Source organism: Streptomyces chromofuscus (assembly GCF_015160875.1).
Lineage (GTDB): Bacteria > Actinomycetota > Actinomycetes > Streptomycetales > Streptomycetaceae > Streptomyces > Streptomyces chromofuscus.
In genome coordinates, this window is sequence record NZ_CP063374.1 from 97,866 (window position 1) to 116,891 (window position 19,026).

The 19,026-nt window shown below is 69.6% G+C and carries 14 protein-coding genes and 3 pseudogenes; 9 read left to right on the top strand and 8 right to left on the bottom strand.

Features of this window, described 5'->3' with window-relative positions:
- Positions 1-90: 90 nt before the first annotated feature.
- The gene (locus IPT68_RS00360) at positions 91-2,877 is read left to right on the top strand and encodes a heavy metal translocating P-type ATPase (protein WP_189702132.1); all 2,787 of its coding nucleotides are present in this window, start codon (positions 91-93) and stop codon (positions 2,875-2,877) included.
- Positions 2,874-3,200, top strand: a complete 327-nt coding sequence (locus IPT68_RS00365) for a metal-sensitive transcriptional regulator (RefSeq protein WP_189702131.1) — start codon at positions 2,874-2,876, stop codon at positions 3,198-3,200. Before IPT68_RS00360 ends, IPT68_RS00365 begins: the two co-directional genes overlap by 4 nt.
- 234 nt (positions 3,201-3,434) lie before the next feature.
- Here the strand turns inward: IPT68_RS00365 and IPT68_RS00370 are convergent, their stop codons facing one another.
- Positions 3,435-3,716 (bottom strand): metal-sensitive transcriptional regulator, encoded by a 282-nt coding sequence (locus IPT68_RS00370; RefSeq protein WP_189702130.1) that lies wholly within the window; start codon positions 3,714-3,716, stop codon positions 3,435-3,437.
- 157 nt (positions 3,717-3,873) lie between these two features.
- A complete protein-coding gene (locus tag IPT68_RS00375) occupies positions 3,874-4,821 on the bottom strand; it encodes a hypothetical protein (protein WP_189702129.1) in 948 nt (315 codons plus the stop codon).
- 299 nt (positions 4,822-5,120) lie between these two features.
- Between IPT68_RS00375 and IPT68_RS34735 the strand changes: the two genes are divergently transcribed.
- Entirely contained in the window at positions 5,121-5,417 is a 297-nt protein-coding gene (locus IPT68_RS34735) for a heavy-metal-associated domain-containing protein (RefSeq protein WP_407699468.1), read from the top strand.
- On the opposite strand, the pseudogene IPT68_RS00385 reads toward IPT68_RS34735, so the two are convergent.
- From IPT68_RS00385 to IPT68_RS00400, 4 genes and pseudogenes are all read right to left on the bottom strand, one after another.
- Positions 5,365-6,298: pseudogene (locus IPT68_RS00385) on the bottom strand (IS701 family transposase); the annotation flags it as partial. The gene IPT68_RS34735 and the pseudogene IPT68_RS00385 sit on opposite strands and share 53 nt — an antisense overlap.
- 123 nt (positions 6,299-6,421) lie before the next feature.
- Positions 6,422-6,799 (bottom strand): VOC family protein, encoded by a 378-nt coding sequence (locus tag IPT68_RS00390; RefSeq protein WP_189702128.1) that lies wholly within the window; start codon positions 6,797-6,799, stop codon positions 6,422-6,424.
- Between the two features lie 250 nt (positions 6,800-7,049).
- Positions 7,050-8,278 (bottom strand): annotated as a pseudogene (locus tag IPT68_RS00395) (IS701 family transposase).
- 155 nt (positions 8,279-8,433) lie between these two features.
- Positions 8,434-9,717 (bottom strand): MFS transporter, encoded by a 1,284-nt coding sequence (locus IPT68_RS00400; RefSeq protein ID WP_373300784.1) that lies wholly within the window; start codon positions 9,715-9,717, stop codon positions 8,434-8,436.
- Positions 9,718-9,841: 124 nt separating this feature from the next.
- Here IPT68_RS00400 and IPT68_RS00405 point away from each other — a divergent pair, with 124 nt between their 5' ends.
- The gene (locus IPT68_RS00405; protein ID WP_189702453.1) at positions 9,842-10,381 is read left to right on the top strand and encodes a CGNR zinc finger domain-containing protein; all 540 of its coding nucleotides are present in this window, start codon (positions 9,842-9,844) and stop codon (positions 10,379-10,381) included.
- 70 nt (positions 10,382-10,451) lie between these two features.
- Here the strand turns inward: IPT68_RS00405 and IPT68_RS00410 are convergent, their stop codons facing one another.
- On the bottom strand, positions 10,452-10,595 hold the full coding sequence (locus IPT68_RS00410) for a hypothetical protein (RefSeq protein WP_229818365.1): 144 nt from the start codon (positions 10,593-10,595) through the stop codon (positions 10,452-10,454).
- Positions 10,596-10,742: 147 nt separating this feature from the next.
- Here IPT68_RS00410 and IPT68_RS34905 point away from each other — a divergent pair, with 147 nt between their 5' ends.
- The 4 genes and pseudogenes from IPT68_RS34905 to IPT68_RS33670 all read left to right on the top strand — a co-directional run.
- The gene (locus IPT68_RS34905; protein WP_373300538.1) at positions 10,743-11,480 is read left to right on the top strand and encodes a transposase; all 738 of its coding nucleotides are present in this window, start codon (positions 10,743-10,745) and stop codon (positions 11,478-11,480) included.
- A 1,017-nt stretch (positions 11,481-12,497) separates the two neighbouring features.
- Positions 12,498-12,911, top strand: coding sequence for a cupin domain-containing protein (locus tag IPT68_RS00420; RefSeq protein ID WP_189697710.1), 414 nt, complete (start codon positions 12,498-12,500; stop codon positions 12,909-12,911).
- Between the two features lie 211 nt (positions 12,912-13,122).
- A complete protein-coding gene (locus IPT68_RS00425; protein WP_189697709.1) occupies positions 13,123-13,731 on the top strand; it encodes a DUF2218 domain-containing protein in 609 nt (202 codons plus the stop codon).
- Positions 13,732-13,785: 54 nt separating this feature from the next.
- A pseudogene (locus IPT68_RS33670) lies at positions 13,786-14,300 on the top strand (MFS transporter); the annotation flags it as partial.
- Between the two features lie 521 nt (positions 14,301-14,821).
- On the opposite strand, the gene IPT68_RS00430 reads toward IPT68_RS33670, so the two are convergent.
- A complete protein-coding gene (locus tag IPT68_RS00430; protein WP_189697708.1) occupies positions 14,822-15,310 on the bottom strand; it encodes a beta propeller repeat protein in 489 nt (162 codons plus the stop codon).
- A gap of 533 nt (positions 15,311-15,843) precedes the next feature.
- Here IPT68_RS00430 and IPT68_RS00435 point away from each other — a divergent pair.
- Entirely contained in the window at positions 15,844-18,660 is a 2,817-nt protein-coding gene (locus tag IPT68_RS00435) for a helix-turn-helix transcriptional regulator (RefSeq protein WP_189697707.1), read from the top strand.
- The last annotated feature ends 366 nt before the right edge of the window (positions 18,661-19,026 follow it).

A 19,026-nucleotide genomic window follows, 5' to 3' on the forward strand; every position in this document is an offset into this window, starting at 1 on the left:
CCCGGGCCAGTGGGCCATTGCGCCCCTACCGGGTAGGGGTAGCCGGGCGCAGGCTGGAGGAAGGGAATCGACAAGGGAGGCGAGCAGCCCATGGGTGCCCTCGAAGTCGTCGTCCTACTGGCCTCGGCTGTGCTGATCGCCGCGCTGGGCTGGTATTTCTTCGGCCCGCGCCGCGTCGGCGCGGCCCGCCTGGAAGGTGGGGTGCAGCGGGTGGAGGTGACGGTGCGGGGCGGCTACAGCCCCAATCTGGTCACGGTCCGCCAGGGCGTGCCGGTGGAGCTGGTGTTCGACCGGCAGGAGGCCGGCGAGTGCACCTCCCGTGTGGTCTTCCCCGACCTGCAGGTCGGCGCGGGCCTGCCCTCCCACAGCCGCACCACCGTGCGGCTGAACCCTGACCGGCCGGGTTCCTTCGGCTTCGCCTGCGGCATGAACATGATCCACGGCACCCTGCTCGTAGAAGCCGCGGAAGGCTTCGGACCGCCCGCCCCGGACGGCCACGGCTCAACGACCCCACCTCCTGGGGTCGGTGGGTCGTCGGCGGGTGAGGAGCGCACGGCTGCGGAGTCGGAGGCCGCGGACGCCGCCGAGCGACGGTCGGAGATCAAGGACCTGACCCGCCGGGTGCTGCTGGGAGCGGTGCTCACCGCGCCGGTGCTGTTCGCGGTGATGGCGCACGAACTGTTCGGCGCCGACTGGGTGCCGGGCTGGATGCTGAACCACTGGCTGCAGCTGGCCCTGATCACGCCGGTGATGTTCTACACCGGCCGGCCGATCCACGTGACGGGCTGGCTGACCCTGCGCCACCGCGCCGCCGACATGAACTCGCTGATCACCCTCGGCACCAGCGCCGCCTACGGCTACAGCCTGCTGGTCACCCTCGCCCCCGGCCTGCTGCCGGAAGACGTACGCGAGGTCTACTTCGAAGCCGTCGGCGTCATCCTTACCCTGATCCTGCTCGGCCGCTTGCTGGAGGCCCGCGCGAAGGCCGGCACCGGCGAGGCCATCCGCGCCCTGCTGGGCCTGCAGGCCCGCACCGCCCGCGTCGTCCGGGACGGAACCGAAAGCGAGATCCCCGTCGAGGACGTGGTGGTCGGCGACGAGCTCGTCATCCGGCCGGGCGAGAAGATCCCCGTCGACGCCGAGGTCCTCTCCGGCTCCTCCGCGGTGAACGAGTCCATGGTCACCGGCGAGCCGATGCCCGTCACCAAGCACACCGGAGACACGGTCATCGGCGCCACCGTCAACGGCACCGGCTCCCTGCGCGTGCGCGCGGCCAAGGTCGGCTCCGACACGATGCTCGCCCAGATCATCCGCCTCGTGCAGCAGGCCCAGGCGTCCAAGGCCCCCATCCAGCGGCTCGCCGACGCCGTGTCGGCGTACTTCGTGCCCGCAGTCATCGCCATCGCGATCGGCACCTTCGCCCTCTGGTTCACCCTGGGGCCGTCCCCGGCGCTGACCCTCGCGCTGGTCTCGGCGGTCGCAGTGCTGATCATCGCCTGCCCGTGCGCGCTGGGTCTGGCCACTCCGCTGTCGGTGATGGTCGGCACCGGCAAGGGCGCCCAGGCCGGCATCCTGATCCGCTCCGCCGAAGCCCTGGAGATCGCGCACAAGCTGGACACCGTGGTGCTGGACAAGACCGGCACCGTCACCGCGGGCAAGCCCGTCCTGACCGACGTCCGCGCCGCCGACGGCTTCGACGAGGGTGAGCTGCTGCGCCTGGTGGCTGCGGCCGAAGCAGACAGCGAGCACCCGCTCGCACAGGCCATCGTCACCGGCGTCCGCGACCGCGGACTTCACCCACCCGCAGCGACCGGGTTCGACTCGGTCACCGGCAAGGGCGTCCAGGCCACCGTCGACGGGCGAGCCGTCCTGGTCGGCACCGCCCGGCTTCTCGGCGACGTCGGCATCGACACCACCGCACTCGTCTCCGTGGCGGCCGCGTACTCGGCTGAAGGCAAGACCCCCGTGCTCGCGGCCGTCGGCGGACGTCCCGCAGGCGTCCTCGCCGTCGCCGACACCGTCAAGGACGACTCCGCCGCCGCCATCGCCGCCCTGCAGAGCCTAAGCGTCGACGTCGTCATGCTCACCGGGGACAACGCCCGCACCGCCGCAGCCATCGCCGCCCAGGTCGGCATTGGCCGGGTGCTGGCCGAGGTGCTGCCCGAGCACAAGGCCGACGAGATCCGCCGCCTGCAGGGCGAGGGCCGCACCGTCGGCATGGTCGGCGACGGCATCAACGACGCCCCCGCCCTGGCCGCCGCCGATGTGGGACTGGCCATCGGCACCGGCACCGACGTGGCCATCGAAGCAGCCGACATCACCCTGATCTCCGGCTCGCTGAGCGGAGTCGTCACCGCGATCCGCCTCTCGCGGGCCACGATGCGCAACATCCGACAGAACCTGTTCTTCGCGCTCGTCTACAACGCCGTCGGCGTCCCCCTCGCCGCCGGAGCCCTCTTCCCGCTGTGGGGCATCCGGCTCAGCCCCGTCATCGCCGCCGCGGCCATGGCGCTCAGCTCCCTGTCGGTCGTCACCAACGCCTCCCGGCTGCGCCGCTGGCGCCCCCAGCCGCTGCCCGAGGCCCGGCCCGCTCCCGTTGAGCCCCGGGTCGAGTCAGCCGCCGGCCGCTACCCGGCCGCCGGCACAGCACCCCCGGCGGGCCATGAGCACCACCGGGCATCTCGAGGCGAGGACGACAGCACGGTCACGGACCCGGTGTGCGGCATGCAGATGGACCAGGCGACCGCCGCGGAGCACCGGAACACCGAGCACGGCACCTACTCCTTCTGCTCCGCCCACTGCGCCGCCACCTTCGACACCGACCCACACCGCTACACCGCCGCCGGCGACAGGCACCAGAGAGGCGAACCCCGATGACCTCGGCCAGCGCACGCCGCGCCTACGCCCTGCACACCCAGCCGCCCGGGTACGCCGACCACAAGGCCGACCACCTGGCCCGCCTGCACAAGATCGAAGGCCAGGTCCGCGGCATCTCCCGCATGGTCACCGACGACCGCTACTGCATCGACGTCCTCACCCAGATCACCGCCGCCATCCGAGCCCTGCAGGAAGTCGCCCTCGGCCTCCTCGACGACCACGTGCGCGGCTGCGTCACCCACGCCGCCCGCACCGACCCCGCACAGGCCGAGGAGAAGTACACCGAGCTCAGCGACACCTTGCGTCGCGCACTGCGCGTATAGACCTCCGCCGCGGTGTCCTCACTCGCCATTCCCGTTGCCGTCTTGACCCTCCGGGGTACATCGGCGGCGGCCAGCCGTTTCGCCTCGAGTACGGACCCAAGCCATGACGACAGCCCACCACCGACCAGGCGGCGCCCACGGCGTCGTCGTCCGGTGGACACACGCTGCCGGCTCTGCCATCGACCGCCGCCGGCACGGGCAACTGATCAAGAGGGCTTGGGCTACCGGGAGCGGCTAGGAGCGCACGAGGCGTGCGATGGCGTCGCGGGCTTCCTTCAGCTTGAGGTCTCCGTCTTCGCCGCCTTCGGCCACGGCGGTCCGTACGCAGGTATACATGTGCTCGTCGAGCATCTGCAGGGCGAAGGACTGCAGAGCGCGGGTGGTGGCGGACACCTGGGTGAGGACGTCGATGCAGTACGTGTCTTCTTCGACCATGCGCTGCAGTCCTCGGACCTGTCCCTCGATCCGCCGCAGCCGCTCGAGCACGTCGTCTTTGTGCTTGCCGTAACTGACCATCCGCCTTCGTCCCTTCTTGCGCCGAGCACGGCCGCGCCCGTCCGGTCGCAGTGGCGGCAGGCCCCGGCTTGGAGAAGATCCGGCGTCGGGGCCACGCTGGCAACCGAACCCCTGATCATCCCCCCGCCGTATGCCGGGCGCCTGGTCGCCGTCGGACTCAGTGCTGGTGAGCGGGCCGTCCTTCGCCGCCTGCCGGTTCCGCAGGGCCGGCGGCCTTGTCGGTCTGCACGGTGAAGGCTGCGGTGCGGACGGTGCCGTTGTGCTGGAAGTCGAGGAAGAGGCGGTAGGTGCCCGCGCTCGGTGCGGCGGCGGTGAAGGAGATGCCGGGGCCGCTCTTGGTGGTTCCGTCGCCGGGCTCGCCGTTGGGGTGGACGTGGAGGTAGGCCAGATCGCCGGAGCGCAGGGCGACGAGGTGACCGTAGGCCCCCAGGTAGGGTTCCAGGTCCGTGACCGGCTGCCCGGCCCGGTCGACAGTGAGGGTGAGTTCGGTCGCCTTGCCGGGCCGCAATTCACCGTTGAGGGTGACGGTGTAGCCGTCGACGGTGGTGGCGGCGGCGGGCTCGGGCAGGGCGGTGGCTTTGTCGGTGCCCGCGGCTGCGAGGTCGGTGCCCAGGGTGAGGTTGGTGGCGCTTTCGGTGGCCGGGGTGAAGTCGGCGAAGATGCGGTATGAGCCGGCGGCCGGCAGGGTGACGGGGGTGTGCCAGGTGCCGTCGGCGGCCCGGGTGGGGTGCAGGTGCCGATAGGTGACCAGGTCGCGGGAGGCGAGGATGAGGTGCAGTTCCTTGCCGTGCTCACGGCGGTAGGAGGTGACCGGCCGCCCCTCCCGGTCGCGGATGGCGAAGCTGAGTTCCTCTGTCTTCCCCGCGGTGATGCTGGGGGTCTTCAGGTCGAGGGTGTATCCGCCCTGGGAAGCCAGCAGACCCGCAGGTGAGGTGTCCGCGTGGCTGCCGCCGTGATTTTCGGAGCCCGACCGGGGGTGGTCGGCATGCGTGGCAGGCTCCGGACCCGAGGTGACGGGGTCGAGGACCGCGCCAAGGCCGTAGGCAGCCGCGAAGATCAGCGCGACGGCGGCGGTGTAGGCCGTGATCTTTACGCCGGTGTTCATAACGGATCCTTTCTCGATGTTGGCGTCACGTTCGAGGGCTGACACACCGAGCTTGTACCCCCCTGGGGTATCAGCAAGAGATCGCTGGGCCATTTGCCACACATACCCAGGGGGGTATATCCGCTGCCGTCACCAGTGCCCCTGGGGTACATGTACCTTTCGTGGAGGAACCCATGTCCTGCTGCACCCCTGACGGCAGCTGCTCCACCGCAGCGGCGGAGGCCACCGAGGGCAGCACCACCGGCTACAACGTCTCCGGAACGACGTGCGGCCACTGCAAGGCCACGCTTGCCAAGGGGATGGGCGCGCTGGACGGTGTGGTGGCGGTGAACGTCGACCTAGAGGCGGGCCAGGTCGCCGTCACCACCTCCGGGCAGCCCGACGACACGCTGCTGGCGCAGGTCGTCGACGACGCCGGCTATGAACTGACCGGCCGCGCGAGCTTAAGGCCCCGCCTGCCTGCCGGGCCAGTGAACGGGTCCGGCACCTTCTTCTTCCTTCGTCCGCACCCCACAGGCCGAGGAGCAGTGATGGCTACCACGGTCCCCGACGCAGCCGAGGTCGAACTCGCCATGGGCGGCATGACCTGCGCCTGACCAGGGTGGCCAGGGATGCCGGCGTGGTGGGTGACAGCGGTAGTAGGCGAGTTCACCGGTGCTGCGGTTGCGGCGGATCGGCAGCTGGTGGTGGCCCGGTGCCGCTTCGGCGAGGTCGATGACGGCCCAGTCGTAGTATCGCTGTCCCTTTGCGCCGCGTCCGGCCGAGAGCTTCTGCCAGGCCCGCTTCGGCACCTTCTTCGCCAGAGCATCGGCTCGGAACGTGCCTGCGGCAGTGGGCACTTCGGCCGAGCAGGCCACCGCGAGCACATAGCCGATGCCCCGTTGCTCCAAGGCCGCCCGCAGTTTCGGGTTTCCGCCGTAGACCTCGTCACCGGTCACCCAGCCCACGCGGTGCCCGGCGTCCAGGAAGCGTTCGATCATCACCCGGGCCAGTTCCGGCTTGGTCGCGAAGACGGTGTCCTCGCCGAGCCCTGCGGCCTGGCAGCGGTCCGGGTCACTCGTCCAGGAGCGCGGGATGTACAGCTCCCGGTCCACTGCCGCGTGTCCGCGCTCACCGGCGTAGACGAGGTAGACGGCGACCTGGGAGTTCTCGATCCGCCCGGCGGTGCCGGTGTACTGGCGCTGGACCCCGACCGTGCGGGTGCCTTTCTTCACGTCGCCTGTCTCGTCGACGACCAGCACAGCGGCCTCGTCGTGGAGGTGCTCGACAACGTATTCGCGCACGTCGTCACGGACGGCATCGGCGTCCCACGAGGCCCGGACAGCAGGTGCTGCATGCCGTGCGGGCCGGCCTCCCCAGCCCACTCGGCGATCGTCCAGCAGTTCTTGCGCGGCAGGTCCGACAGCAGGCCCAGCAGCAGCCGCCCGGCTCGCAAGCGGGGTTCGTACCGGGCGAACCGGGTCGCGATCCGGCTCATGGCCACCTCGAACGCCTCCCGCCAACGCGCGGGATCTATGCTGTGGCCCGCGGCCACCGTCTCTTCGTCAGTCCACACAACTCACGATGATCAACGGTGGCCGCACCCCTGCGGTGTCTGCCGTCAGTCCCGGACGAGACAGAACGGGTGTCCTGCCGGATCCGCGAAGATGCGCCAGCTCCGCTTTCCGTCACCCTCGTCGAGCAGTGTGGCGCCCAGTCTGAGGACGTCTTCCTGAGCTCGATCCAGGTCCTTGACTCCCAGGTCGAGGTGGAACTGCTGGGGCCGAGCGCGGTCCGGCCACCGCGGTGGCTTATGGTCTTCCACCCGCTGAAAGGCCAGCACCAACCCACCGTCGGTGTGGAGCGTCGCCCAGCCGTCGCCGAGCGACCACCGCGGATCCGGCTGATTCACCACGCCGCCGAGAAGCGACTGGTAGAACCGGGACAGCTCATCGGCATCGGCACAGTCCAACACCACACACTGCAGCTTGGCAATCATGCAGGGCAGCGTAGAACAGCACCGCACACCAGCCTCAAGCGAGCCTGATCACGATCTACAGCTGGAGTACTAATACTCCAGCCGGACTTCTGTATTTCTCCTGCTCAACGGTCTGGCGGTGGGGAGTGTAGCGGGGGTGTGGCATCCGCGGGGCGGTCATGGACGGGCTGTCCCACCATCGTGTGCCCGCGCCGCATGTAATGACAGCGCCGGGCCCGCGCTTGGTGGCGGCGTCGCCATTGGGACCAGTTCACCGCATGGTCGCGGCGTGCAGGACGGCGGCGGGGTTCAGTTGCCAGCAGACGACGGATTTCGGCTGGTGTGAGGTCCACGAGGTCGGGTGTGTCGGCCTTGTCACCCCTTTTTCGCGCTCCTGCACGGCCATCACCGCGAGGAACGCGTGGGCGAGCATGGCGAGCGTGATGTGCCGGTACCAGCCCACGTAGCGACGGACCTCGTACTGGTCCAGGCCGCACTCGTTCTTCGCGCTCTGGAAGCACTCCTCGATCTTCCAGCGGCAGCCGGCGACGCGGACCAGGTCGGCGACGGTGGCCTCCAGCGGAGCGCAGGCGAGGTAGTAGGCGATCTCGTCGGGCTTGCTGATGCTGCGGCGGGCCAGCATCCACCGCTGCCGGGTCGGCTCGTCGCCGTCGAACTCCCCCACTGCGGGCAGGCGGGCGGCGGCCCAGTCGTAGAACCGTTCGCCCTTGGCTCCCGGCCCCGCCGACAGACGCTGCCATGCCTCGGGCGGGGCCTGGGCCAGGAGATGGTCGATGCGCGGGCCGTGGACTGGCTGGGACTTTGGCACGGCGACGACGTAGGAGAGACCGCAGTCTTCCAGGAAGCGCCGGAAGTGCGAGTCCTGTCCGTAGGCGGAATCCGCGGTGACCCAGGCGATGGGGAGTGGGGAGGCGAGGGCGCGACGGATGATGTCGCGGGCGAGGTCGCCTTTGGTGGCGAAGGTGCGCTCGTCGGGGATGCGGGCGGCTTGGCAGCGTTCTGGGTCGTCTGTCCAGGACTTGGGCAGGTAGAGCTCGCGGTCGACCAGGGAGTGTCCGCGGGTGGTGGCGTAGGCGGCAAAGACACCGATCTGGCAGTTCTCTGTTCGGCGGCGGTGCCGGAGTATTGGCGTTGCACCCCGGCGGAGGTGGTGCCCTTCTTGATGAAGCCGGTGTCGTCGATAATCAACACGCCTTCTGCGTGGCCGAGTTGTCCGGCCACGTAGGCCTGCAGGTCGTCTCGCAAGCCGTCGGCGTCCCACCGGCTGTGGGAGAGCAGGTGCTGCAGGCCGTGTGGGGTGGCATGGCCGGCGTACTCAGCGAGCTGCCAGCTGCTCTTTCGGCCGACCGGACCGAGCAGTCCGCGGACGTAGTCCCGCATCCGCCGCCGGGCCTCCACGCGGGAGAAGCGGGCTCCGGTCTGCAGGAAGAGTTCTTCGAGTTCCAGGTCCCAGGCGTTCGTCGGTACGTCGTGGATCACGACAACGGACTGCTCGTCACGCTGTCATTACATGCGGCGCGGGCACACGATGGTGGGACAGCCCGTCCATGACCGCCCCGCGGATGCCACACCCCCGCTACACTCCCCACCGCCAGACCGTTGACCAGGAGAAATACAGAAGTCCGGCTGGAGTACTAACGGGCTTCCACGGCCGACCGGGTGATGTTCTTGAGGAACAGCACCGGCGTGGCCGCGGTGGCCACCGCGAACACGGCGAAGGCCGGCCGGATGCCGCCCAGTTCGGCCAGCAGGCCCCCCAGGGCCGCGCCCAGCGGCATGGCGCCGAAGTTGAAGAGCCGGGCCGCCGCGCCGTAGCGGCCGAGCATCTCGTCGGGGACCTTGCGCTGGGTGATGGTGCGGGCGTTGACCGTCCACAGCGTGCCGCCCATGCCGCCGAGGAAGGCACCCACCGCCACTGCCCAGATGCTGGTGGTCAGGGCGGGCAGCGCGACCATCGCGGTGGTGCCGATCAGGTCGGCGAACATTGCCCAGCGGGCACCGAGCAGCCGGTTCACCCAGGTCACCGCTGCTGCGCCGGCCAGTCCGCCGGTCCCCAGGGCGCTGAGCACAAGGCCGTACTGCTGCGGTCCGAGTTCCATGGCCTGCGTGGCGTAGAGAGGGAGGAGCGCCAGCCAGGCGCCCCAGACGGCGGCGAGCACGGTGACGACCAGTGCCAGCGTGCGCAGTACCTCGTCGTGCCAGAGGAAGCGCAGCCCCTCGGCGATCCGGCTGTTGACCGAGACTGCAGCCGCGTCCGGAGCGGGCCCGTCGGCCCGGAAGCGGCCCACCAGCAGGAGCAGGGCGAGGGCGGCGAGCGCGTAGGAGGCGCCTATCAGCCCCAGCGCGATGCCTGTCCCGGCGGCCAGCAGCAGCCCTCCGACGAAAGGCCCGGCGAACTCCTGCCCCACGGTCTCGGCTCCCACCATCCAGGCGTTGGCGCGCTCTCGCCCGGCCGCCGGCACCGCGGCTGGGACCAGAGCGGAGGCGGAGGTGGAGGCCAGTACATCGGCGACACCGAGGACCGCCCCGGCGGTGAGGAGCTGCCCGAGCGTGACGCCACCGGTCACGGCGGAGACGGTGAGCCAGCCCATCGCCGCCAGCCGCATTCCGTTTGCGCCCCAGAGCAGCCGTCGCCGGTCGAAACGGTCGACGAGCACGCCGATGTGCAAGGCGACGAGCAGCCAGGGCAGCGTGAGGGTCAGCGAGACGGCGGTGACGTGGGCGGGAGAGCCGGTGAGCTGGGCGGCCAGCAGGGGCAGAGCCATCTTCATCACGCCGTCGGCGAGGTTGGTCGCGGCGGTGAAGCCGACCAGGACCGCGGTGTTGCGCCGCCCGCGGTCGGCTGGAGGACAGCCCTCCCGCGTCAGGGCGCCGAGGCTTTTGCCGGTCTTAGCCCGCTGGGACACCGCCGTGACCATGTTCATCCCCTAACTGTCTAACGTCTTAGCCGGTTAGGTCACTGTGGTGCACGTCCCGGCATTCGCGCAACCGGTAAAACGCTTGACCGGTAGAATGACGGAAACCTGCAGGAGGTGACCCGCAATGCTGGAGCCGCCGGCCGCAGCCGTCCTGGTGGAGGCGTTCGCCAACACGGTCGACGTGGAAGAGGCCAGCGACGAGATCGCCACCCCGGCCGGGCTGGCCAACTGGCTGACGGGCCGCGGCCTGCTCAACGCGCCCGCAGAGATCCCCCCCGACGTCCACGACAGCTATGTGGCCCTTCGGGCAGGCATCCGCGAGGAGTTGGGCAGCCATGTCGGCGACACCCCCGACCCGGAACTGCTTGCCGCGGCGGACCGGGTGCTGGCCGGACATCCCGTACTGGTCACCTCGCGTGGATTTTTGACCCCTGCGGCGGGGCTGTCCGCGCAGCGCAGGCCGCTGGCCGCGCTGGCGATCGCGTGGAGTGAGCTGGTCACGACCGGGGATGCCGCGCGGCTCAAGCGCTGCGCGGAGCACACCTGCGGCTGGGCCTTCTGGGACGTATCGAAGAATCGCAGCCGCCGCTGGTGCTCGATGAAGGTGTGCGGGAACCGTAACAAGACCCGGTCCTACGCGTCCCGGAAGCGGCAGGCGACCTGACCGTCAGCCAGCCGCAACGCTGGGCGGTACGGCACGTGGTGCACATTCGCGTGTACCGGGCTGTGCACTTTCACGCGAACGCCGACACTATGTAGGAGTTGACTTCGGCTTCCAGCGCAGCGGCCAGCATCCGCCGTGCGCCTTCCCGAACGCTCTCATCCAGCAGCGAGCTGCCGCTTGGCGTGGTGCCGTCCTCGTTGACTACCGTAAGCACGGGCGTGCCTTCCCGACCGACGCGGCAACGTCGGCCTTGCTCGATGACCTATCGATCGATCCATCGGGAAGGTACGCCTCCTTCCGTCAGGAGTGATCCACAGGTACTGAGCATTGCTCCTACCTGGTCGACAACGGCGTGAAGTGGATGGCCCTGCCGGTCGACTTCCCGTACTGGCGGGCGGTCTACGACTTCTTCCGCCGCTGGCGGGCCTGCGACTATGTGCGTGAACTGCACGAACGCCTGCGCCGCACGGCGAGGGAACGCTCAGGCCGCAGCACTGAGCCCAGCGCGGGAGTCATCGACAGTCAGTCGGTGGACGCCTGCGAGACCGTCGGCGAGGACAGCCGCGGATACGACGGCGGCAAGTCACGCGACGGGCGCAAGCGCCACATCCTGACCGATACCGAGGGCCTGCTCCTGGAGGTGACCGTGACCACGGCCGACGTGCACGACTCCAAGGCCGCCCCCGCGCTGCTGGAGACGTTCATGGAAGAGCCGGGCCGGCTGCTGAAGCTGGTGTGGGTCGACAGTGCCTACCAGGGCCCCGCACTGGCCGAGGCGTTCGCCCGTCACGGGGTGCGCGTCGAGGTCGTGCCCGCGCTTGGACGGGCGGCGCGGATTTGTCGTACTGGCCCGCAGGTGGGTCGTGGAGCGCACGCTGAGCTGGCTGCCGCGCTCACGCCGCCTCAACCGCGACCACGAACGCCGCCTCGCCCACCACCCTCAGACGGTGTGGTGGGCCGCCGTGATCAGGCTGTCCCGGCGCCTGGCCGGCCACGCTCCGCGCCGGCCGGAGAAGCGTCCCGGCCGACGGCTGAAGGCGCGGGCATGAACCATCCGTCCCTCGCCCGCACCAGCCAGCCCCGCCTCTCCAGCACGTAGGCACGGTGCCGGATCTTCCCCACCTCGTTCTTGATCTCCGCATCCCGGCCCACCGCCCGCGTCAACTCCACCCCGTTCACCGGCGCCGAAGCTGCCACCACCGTAGCGAACACCTCCCGATACAAGCCGCTGAGCACCTCCTCACCCATGCCCGACCGCCACACCAGCGGCCGCTCACCATGCCCCGCGCCAGGGCCGCCCGATCCCACAGCGGCAGCCGTCTCACCACCAGACGGCACGTAAACCGGCGTATTCACCGGGCTCTCCTCGGCCAGCACCGACACGAGCTCCTCACGTCCCACCCGGGCCCGCCCGACTCGCTCCCGCGCGGCATCCACCTCCGCCTGAGCCTGCTCCAGAACCTCCGTCCAAGTCCCTGTTCATCGAACAGGGACTCCCTTTGCCACAACGCACTGAGAGACGCTGATCATGCCTCAGACGAACACCCCAGTGGGAGTGCCTGCCCCAGGAACCGCGCTTCAGCAATGACCTGCCGGCGGCCCCTAGCCACCTGGAACGTGACCGGCGTCTGGACCAGCGGCACACCGCCCCGCTGAGAGAGTGAACTCGAAGACTTCTTCCAGGCGGTGGCGTGGTGCTGACTGCCTGACGCGCGCGGTCGACCGTCGGGCAGACCCCCTGCTTCCGCCCAGCTCACGTGCATCCTGCTGTGGGACGACGAAAACACCGGCTCCGACCTGCACACCGCCACCCGTTTCTGGCCTCGCGGTCTGCCTGATCACCCAGCGCCGCATGCAGCGTCTTCTGATGACGTGCGGCAACCGTCTGCCGTGGCCGACTCCCGCGCTCCTACGAAGAGACTGCGCGCCCTCGGAGAAGTCGTAGCCGAACCCAACAGGGCACCGATCTCCTCATGGGAGGCGTGACGCAGTGGCTTCATCGCGCATCCAGAGCCGGACGCCGCGCCGGGATGCGTCGCTGCGGCTGTCACAGATCACTGCTCCGTGCTGTCTACATAGATCAGAGGCAAGCTCCTTAGTAAGCGAGGTCTTCAACATGAGCACCGAAAACGCCAACACGACTCCGCCACCGGCGACCGTGCAGATCCTCGGCAAGGTCCCGAATGCCCCGGTCCCCGACAACCCCGAGGCCACCACCGTCGTGATCACTCTGCCGCCCGGCAGTCCGGGGAACCCGCCGCACCGTCACACCGGCCCTGGGTTCGGTTACGTGGTCAAGGGCGAGATGATTTTCGAGCTGGAGGGCGAGCCGGAGCGCGTCCTCAAGGCCGGGGAAGCATTCTGGGAGCCGGGGGGTGACGTCATCCACTACCAGGGCGCCAACAACCTTGCGGACGGCGAAACCGTGTACATGGCCACGATCCTCGGCGTGCCCGGGCAGCCGGTGGTCATACCGGTGAGCGCGGAGGAGCTCGAGGCACGTAAGGACCGCCGGGCACCTCGCCCGTAACGATCAGGTCGGGGGGCCAGCCACGGGCCGGCCCCCCTCTGGTCATCTGCTCCCCCGTGCTGTGCAACTGGGTGATGCGGTCCGGCGCAGCGCAAAGGCCTTCAAGGCGCTGTGACCCGGTCGCCGCCCGTCTTGTCAGGCATGGCCGGCTGCCCCAACTCGCATCTGCAACACGTGCAGCCCTTACGGCGCGCCTCTGAAAGGAAGTTGTGTGCTGATTGCCGAAGCCGACATTCGAACCGAGTGGCCAAGCTGGTATCTGGCACAGCTGTGTGAGTACCCCAGCGCGCTGGGCGGTGACACACGCCACCGGCCCCACATGCACCACGGTGGCCATGCACCGACCCGGACCCAGCACGTCGAACGGGGCAACACGCACGGGACGATCGACCTCGTCGGGGGCCGCTGCACCCTGCGAGCCGACACCAACTCGCTGACCCTCCGTGTCGAGGCCGCCGACCCGGACAGCCTGCAGCGCATCCAACACCTGGTCGCCGCGCGCATGCAGGAGATCGGCCAGCACGATGCACTGCACGTCACCTGGCGACAGACCGAACCGTCCGGTCACCAGTTGGGGGATCCCACCACCGATACTCCCGTCTCGGCAAAGAAGGCCGGGCCCCATACACCACGTCGGGCGGCGCTCGGTCTCCTGGCCGTCGTCGCGCTCGTCGTGGCCGTCCACCTGGGTCTCGGCAGTCTCCTGATGGCGTCCGGTTCGGGGACGCACTGGATCATCGGAGCGGTACTCGTCATCACCCTGCTCCACGTCCTCGGCAGCCTGGTCGTACGCCGCAGGAAGAGTCGCAGGACCCGCTGAGAGTGAGCGGGTCAGCACCCCTGCTGCTGCAGGCACTCCTACCGCCAAGGCCGTGCATTCGCCTCGGGTGCGGCGCTGCTGCCGATGACAGGGCTGCTCATGGTCTTCATGACGGTGATCACCGCGCGGTTGCTGGGACGCCTCGGCGCCAAGCCCCTGATCGGCGGTGGACTGCACGTCCTGGCTCCGGGCCTGTTGTGGCTGTCGGCTGTCGGCTGTCGAGCCAAGCGGGTCATTCGTCGTCGACGTGCTGCCCGCCTCGCTGGTGGCCGCGCTGGGCATGTCGCTGGCGTACATCCCGGCCGTGATGGCGGCCATGTCCGGCGCACCGGCCGAGCAGGCGGGCTTGGCCCCCGGCATCGTCAACACGACGTATCGGGTCGGCTCGGCGCTCGGCCTGCCCGCTCTCACCGCCCTGGCCACGTCCCAAGGCGCCGGCCGGCTCGGTGACCTGCCCGCCCTGACCGACGGCCTCAGCGCAGCGTTCACCGCGGCCGCTGCCATAGCCGCCGTCGGGGGCCCTCATCACGCTCCTGGCGATGCGCACGGAGAAGTCCGTGGACGCCGCAGCCCACCAGCAGCAGCACAGCGAGTCCGGCGAGAAGACAGGGGTGCAAACCATGGCCTGCGAAACGGCGATAGAGCGACGTCCGCAGCCAACAGTCCGCCAGATCCTGATTCCCGGAGCTGGCGGACCGCCGGCGCTTCACCGCCACAGCGTGCCCCTGCGCGTCAGCCTGGACAGTAAGGGAACTGCTACGCGTCCCAACCGGGGGCAGACGACGGCGCGTGAAGGGGCCCCGCCCAACGGCGTCTCCCAGCCCGGCTGCGGTGGACAGCGAACCCACCCAGGACGGCTGCCTTCACCAGGAAGACGGCAAGGACGGTGGCCACGGCACCTCCCGTCCAGCGCCGGTTCGCCGCCACAACACCTCCCAGACCTAGGTGGTCGGCAAGGACAAGCACCACCACGGAGACAAAGCCTGCCAGCTTCATGTGCCGGCGGCCCCTGGTCGAGACTGCCGCTGCTTCGGCCCTGTCGGTTGCTGCGCAGCCGGCCGGTAGCCATATACCTCCCAGCGGTATGAGGCTAGTGGTGTTCCTGACCGTTTCCGGGGCGGTGGAGGAGCATCCAGGTACGGCCACCGTCGGCGGACTTGTAGACCGCGTGTGTGGTGTCGGCGGCCGGCAGGTGCTGCGCGGTCACCGCGGTCAGCACCGTGGACTTGCCTCCTTCGGGCAGGCGGCCCCGCTGCGTCCAGGGCCCTCCGGCGCGGCCGGTGAGTACGCGGCCGTCCGCGGCGAGCGCCACGAGCGATCCGGGTTCCGGCCCCTCAACCGCGACCAGGCCTGGCGCCGAGGAGACGGGACGGAAGGTGCGCCCGCCATCCGTGCTGCGCTCAAGTCCGGTGACGGTGGCGGCCCACACGGTCGCTGCGCCGGCGGGATGGGTGGCCAGGTCGAGCGCCGCGATGCCGGCGCGCCGCTCCCCACTGCGGCAGGCATCGGAGCCGGCCCACACCGAGCATGAGGGCGCCGAGTCGACGCTGGGCGGCCCGACGGGCGCCTTGGTGATCAAAACGCATGCCGTAGCGCTCCAAGTCGTGGAGTCCCTGCGCGGCGTCCCGCGACCGGGCCACGACCAGCACGGTGCGCGGGTCGGCCGGCAAGCCGCTCACTCGCACCGAGTCAGCCGCATACTGCTCCCACGTGGCCGCCGGGGCGACGATGCCCGACGCCGCGTTGATCCCACCAGCCGCCATACACCGTGAGCGCCGTCGGCCGCGCTCTCACTGCCATGACCGACACGCCGGCTTCGGCGACCTCGGCAGCTGCCCGAAGACCTGCTCCCCGGTTCCCACCACAAGGACCGACGCGGCGAGGTGGTGGCCGAGCGATGACATGCGGGCCTCCTGTGACGGCGGACCATACCTGTCGACCGGATGGCGGCGACGTCTGTGACCATCACGCGATCACACGGTGTGGAGACTGTCACAGTTACTCGACGTTATGCCGCCCGCGTGCTTCGAGCCGTCCCAGGTATCGTTTTCGCAAATAGTTCCGACAATTGTCCTGGGAGCCGTCCCAGGCCTCAACTAGGAGCCGAGTCGCATGGCCACAAGCCCGCTTCCCGCCCTGGTGGGCCGGCATTCCGAGTGCGCGGCACTCGATGACCTGCTGGCTACCTTGCGTGAGGGTGGGTCTCGGATCTTGGTGCTCCGTGGCGAAGCAGGTATCGGGAAGTCGGTGCTTCTGAAGTATGTGGCCGGCCAGGCTTCCCGGGTGACGGTAACCCGGGCGCAAGGCGTCGAGGCCGACATGGAGCTGCCCTACGCGAGCCTGCACCAGCTGTGTGCGCCGTTCCTGACCGAGGTGGAAGCGTTGCCGGAACCCCAGCGCGATGCCATCCGGGTGGCGTTCGGGATGGCGGCGGGAGATCCGCCCGACCGCTTTCTGGTCGGCCTCGCCGTGCTGACTCTGCTCACCCGGGCCTCGGAGAGCCGACCGGTACTCGTCGTGGTGGACGACGCCCAGTGGCTTGACCAGGTTTCTTTGCAGACATTGGAGTTCGTGGCTCGGCGACTGTTCGCCGAGGCCGTCGCCATGGTCTTCGCGGTACGCGACCCTGAGGGGCGGGCCGCGCTCGCCGGCCTGCCGGAGCTGCGGATCGGCGGTCTCGATACCGCCGCGGGCGGAGAACTCCTCGAGGCCGCCGTCGGCGGGCGGCTGGAGAAGCGGGTCCGGGACCGGTTCGTGGCCGAGATGGACGGCAACCCACTTGCGCTGCTCGAGTTCTCCCGCGGTCGGAGCGCGGCCGAGCTGGCATACGGTATGGCCTCCAGTTCCCCTGATCTCCGAGGGACGGTGTCGAGCCGCGTCGAGCAGGACTTCGCCAGTCGGCTCGCTTCGCTGCCGGAGCAAACTCGAACACTGCTGCTGATCGCCGCAGCGGAACCGGTCGGGGACGGGCATCTGCTGGTGCGCGCAGCCACCCACATGAAAATCCCCCGCAATGGCGCACCGGCCAAGGCGGCCGGTCTGATCGAGTTCGGTGAGTCTGTTCGATTTCGGCACCCGCTGGTTCGTTCGGCGGTCTACCAGCAGGCCGACCCGGAAGAGCGCCGAGCTGTGCATCGGGCGCTTGCCGCGGCCACGGACCCGGTATTGGATCCCGACCGCCGCGCCTGGCATGCCGCGCAGGCCGCCGAGGGGCCGGACGAGGAAGCGGCCGCAGGCCTGGAGCAGGCCGCCGACCGTGCGCGGCAGCGCGGTGGCATGGCCGCCGAGGCGGTTCTGCTGGAGCGCGCAGCCGATGTGACGCCGGATTCCTGGGCACGAGGGCGCCGGGCCCTCGCGGCCGCCGAGGCGCACCTCTCGGCCGCCTCACCGGACAGCGCCACAGAGTTGGCGACGCGGGCCGAATTGTGCCCCCTCAGCCCCATGGACCACGCCCGCTTGACACGCCTGCGTGCCAGGATCCTCTTCGCCCGCAGCCGCAGCGACGAGGCAGCACCTCTGCTCCTCGACGCCGCCGCACAGTTTGCGGCCGCCGAGTCGCCACTGGCAAGGGAGACCTACCTCGAGGCGATCAGCGCGACCATCTTCGCAAGCAGGGTCCACGGTCCGACAGGTGCCCGCGCCGCAGCGATCGCGGCCCGCGCATCCGGGGCGCCCCCCTCCGGCTCCAAAGCCGCCGACCTGCTCCTGGACGGTGTCTCCACGCTCCTGGCGGACGGCTACGAGACCGGCGTCCCGGCTTTGCGCCGTGCGCTGGAACCTCTGGCACACGAGGAACTCGGCACCCGGGAGGCGACGATGCGTTGGCTTCTCCTGGCCCCGGTCGCGCTGGAAGCGTTCATTCACCACGCCTGGGACCTGCATGCCTGGGACACGCTGGCAACTCGTGCAGTGCGCCTGGCTCGCGACATCGGGGCGCTCGGCGCACTGCCGCCGGCGCTGATCTACCTCAGTGGGGTCCACATCCACACCGGCAACTTCGCCGAAGCAACCCGGATGATCGACGAAGCAGACGCCATCGCCGCTGCGACCGGGCACGCCCCGCACCAGTACGCAACGCTTGTCCTGGCCGCGTGGCGAGGCGACGAAGACGCTGCCGTCGGCATCATCGAAGACGCCAAGGCAAGCGCCGCACAACGGGGCGAGGTATCCCTCCTGGGCGTCACGGGCTACATCCAGGGCGTGCTTTTCAACGGCCTGGCACGCTACGACCAGGCACTGCAAGCCGCTCGCTCCGGCATCGAACACGACGGATTCAACTTCACCGGACTGTCGCGAGTCGAACACATCGAAGCCGCAGCCCGCTGCGGCAAGATCGACGAAGCTCGCGCCTCGCTTGCCCAACTGATCAAACTCACCCGAGCCGCCAAGTCCGGATGGGCATGTGGCGCCAGCGCCCGCAGCCAAGCCCTCCTCACCGACGACGATGACGAGGCCGACCACCTCTACCAGACCGCGATCGAGGAGTTCACACGAGGCCGCGTTGTCGTGGAAGCAGCGCGTACCCATCTCCTCTACGGAGAGTGGCTACGTCGGGCCCGCCGCCGTGCGCTCGCCCGCGATCACCTTCGCACAGCCCACAACATGTTCGACGGAATGCGGGCGAACGCGTTCGCGGAACGAGCTCGTCGCGAGCTTCTCGCCACCGGCGAACACGTCCGGGTGCGAGAAAGCAACCCGGCAAGCACCCTGACCCCACAAGAGTCACAGATCGCGACTCTCGCCGCCGACGGCATGACGAACGCGAAGATCGGTGCGGAGCTGTTCATCAGCCCACACACCGTGGAGTGGCATCTACGGAAGGTGTACACGAAACTCGGGATCAGCTCACGCCGCGCGCTGCCAGGTGCCCTCGCGACCGCTCCGGCCGCGGACGTCAAGGGCGCAGGCACGGTGGAATCCGACTACTGAGGTTTTCGTTACGTAGTTCTGTGTGGACGGCGCCTCCGTCAGCGGGAGCCTGTTGTCGTGTCTTTCCAGCCTTCACGTGTTGCCTCCGGGCCTGTCGTCCCTCCCTTGACGCGACCGCAGTTGGTCGAGGCCCGGCGCGTGCGGGCGGCTGAGTTGTTCGAGCAAGGATGCTCGAACGCCGGGATCGCACGGATGCTCGGGGCAGTGATGAGAGTGTGCGGCGGTGGAGACGGGTGTGGGAGACGGGTGGCGCTCATGCCTTGCGGCGGCGTCCGGCCACCGGTCGTCCGCCAAGCTGGACGACGCCCAGGTCGAGCAGGTGCGGGCCGCGCTGGAGCAGGCGCCCAGCGCACGGGTTCGAGGCCG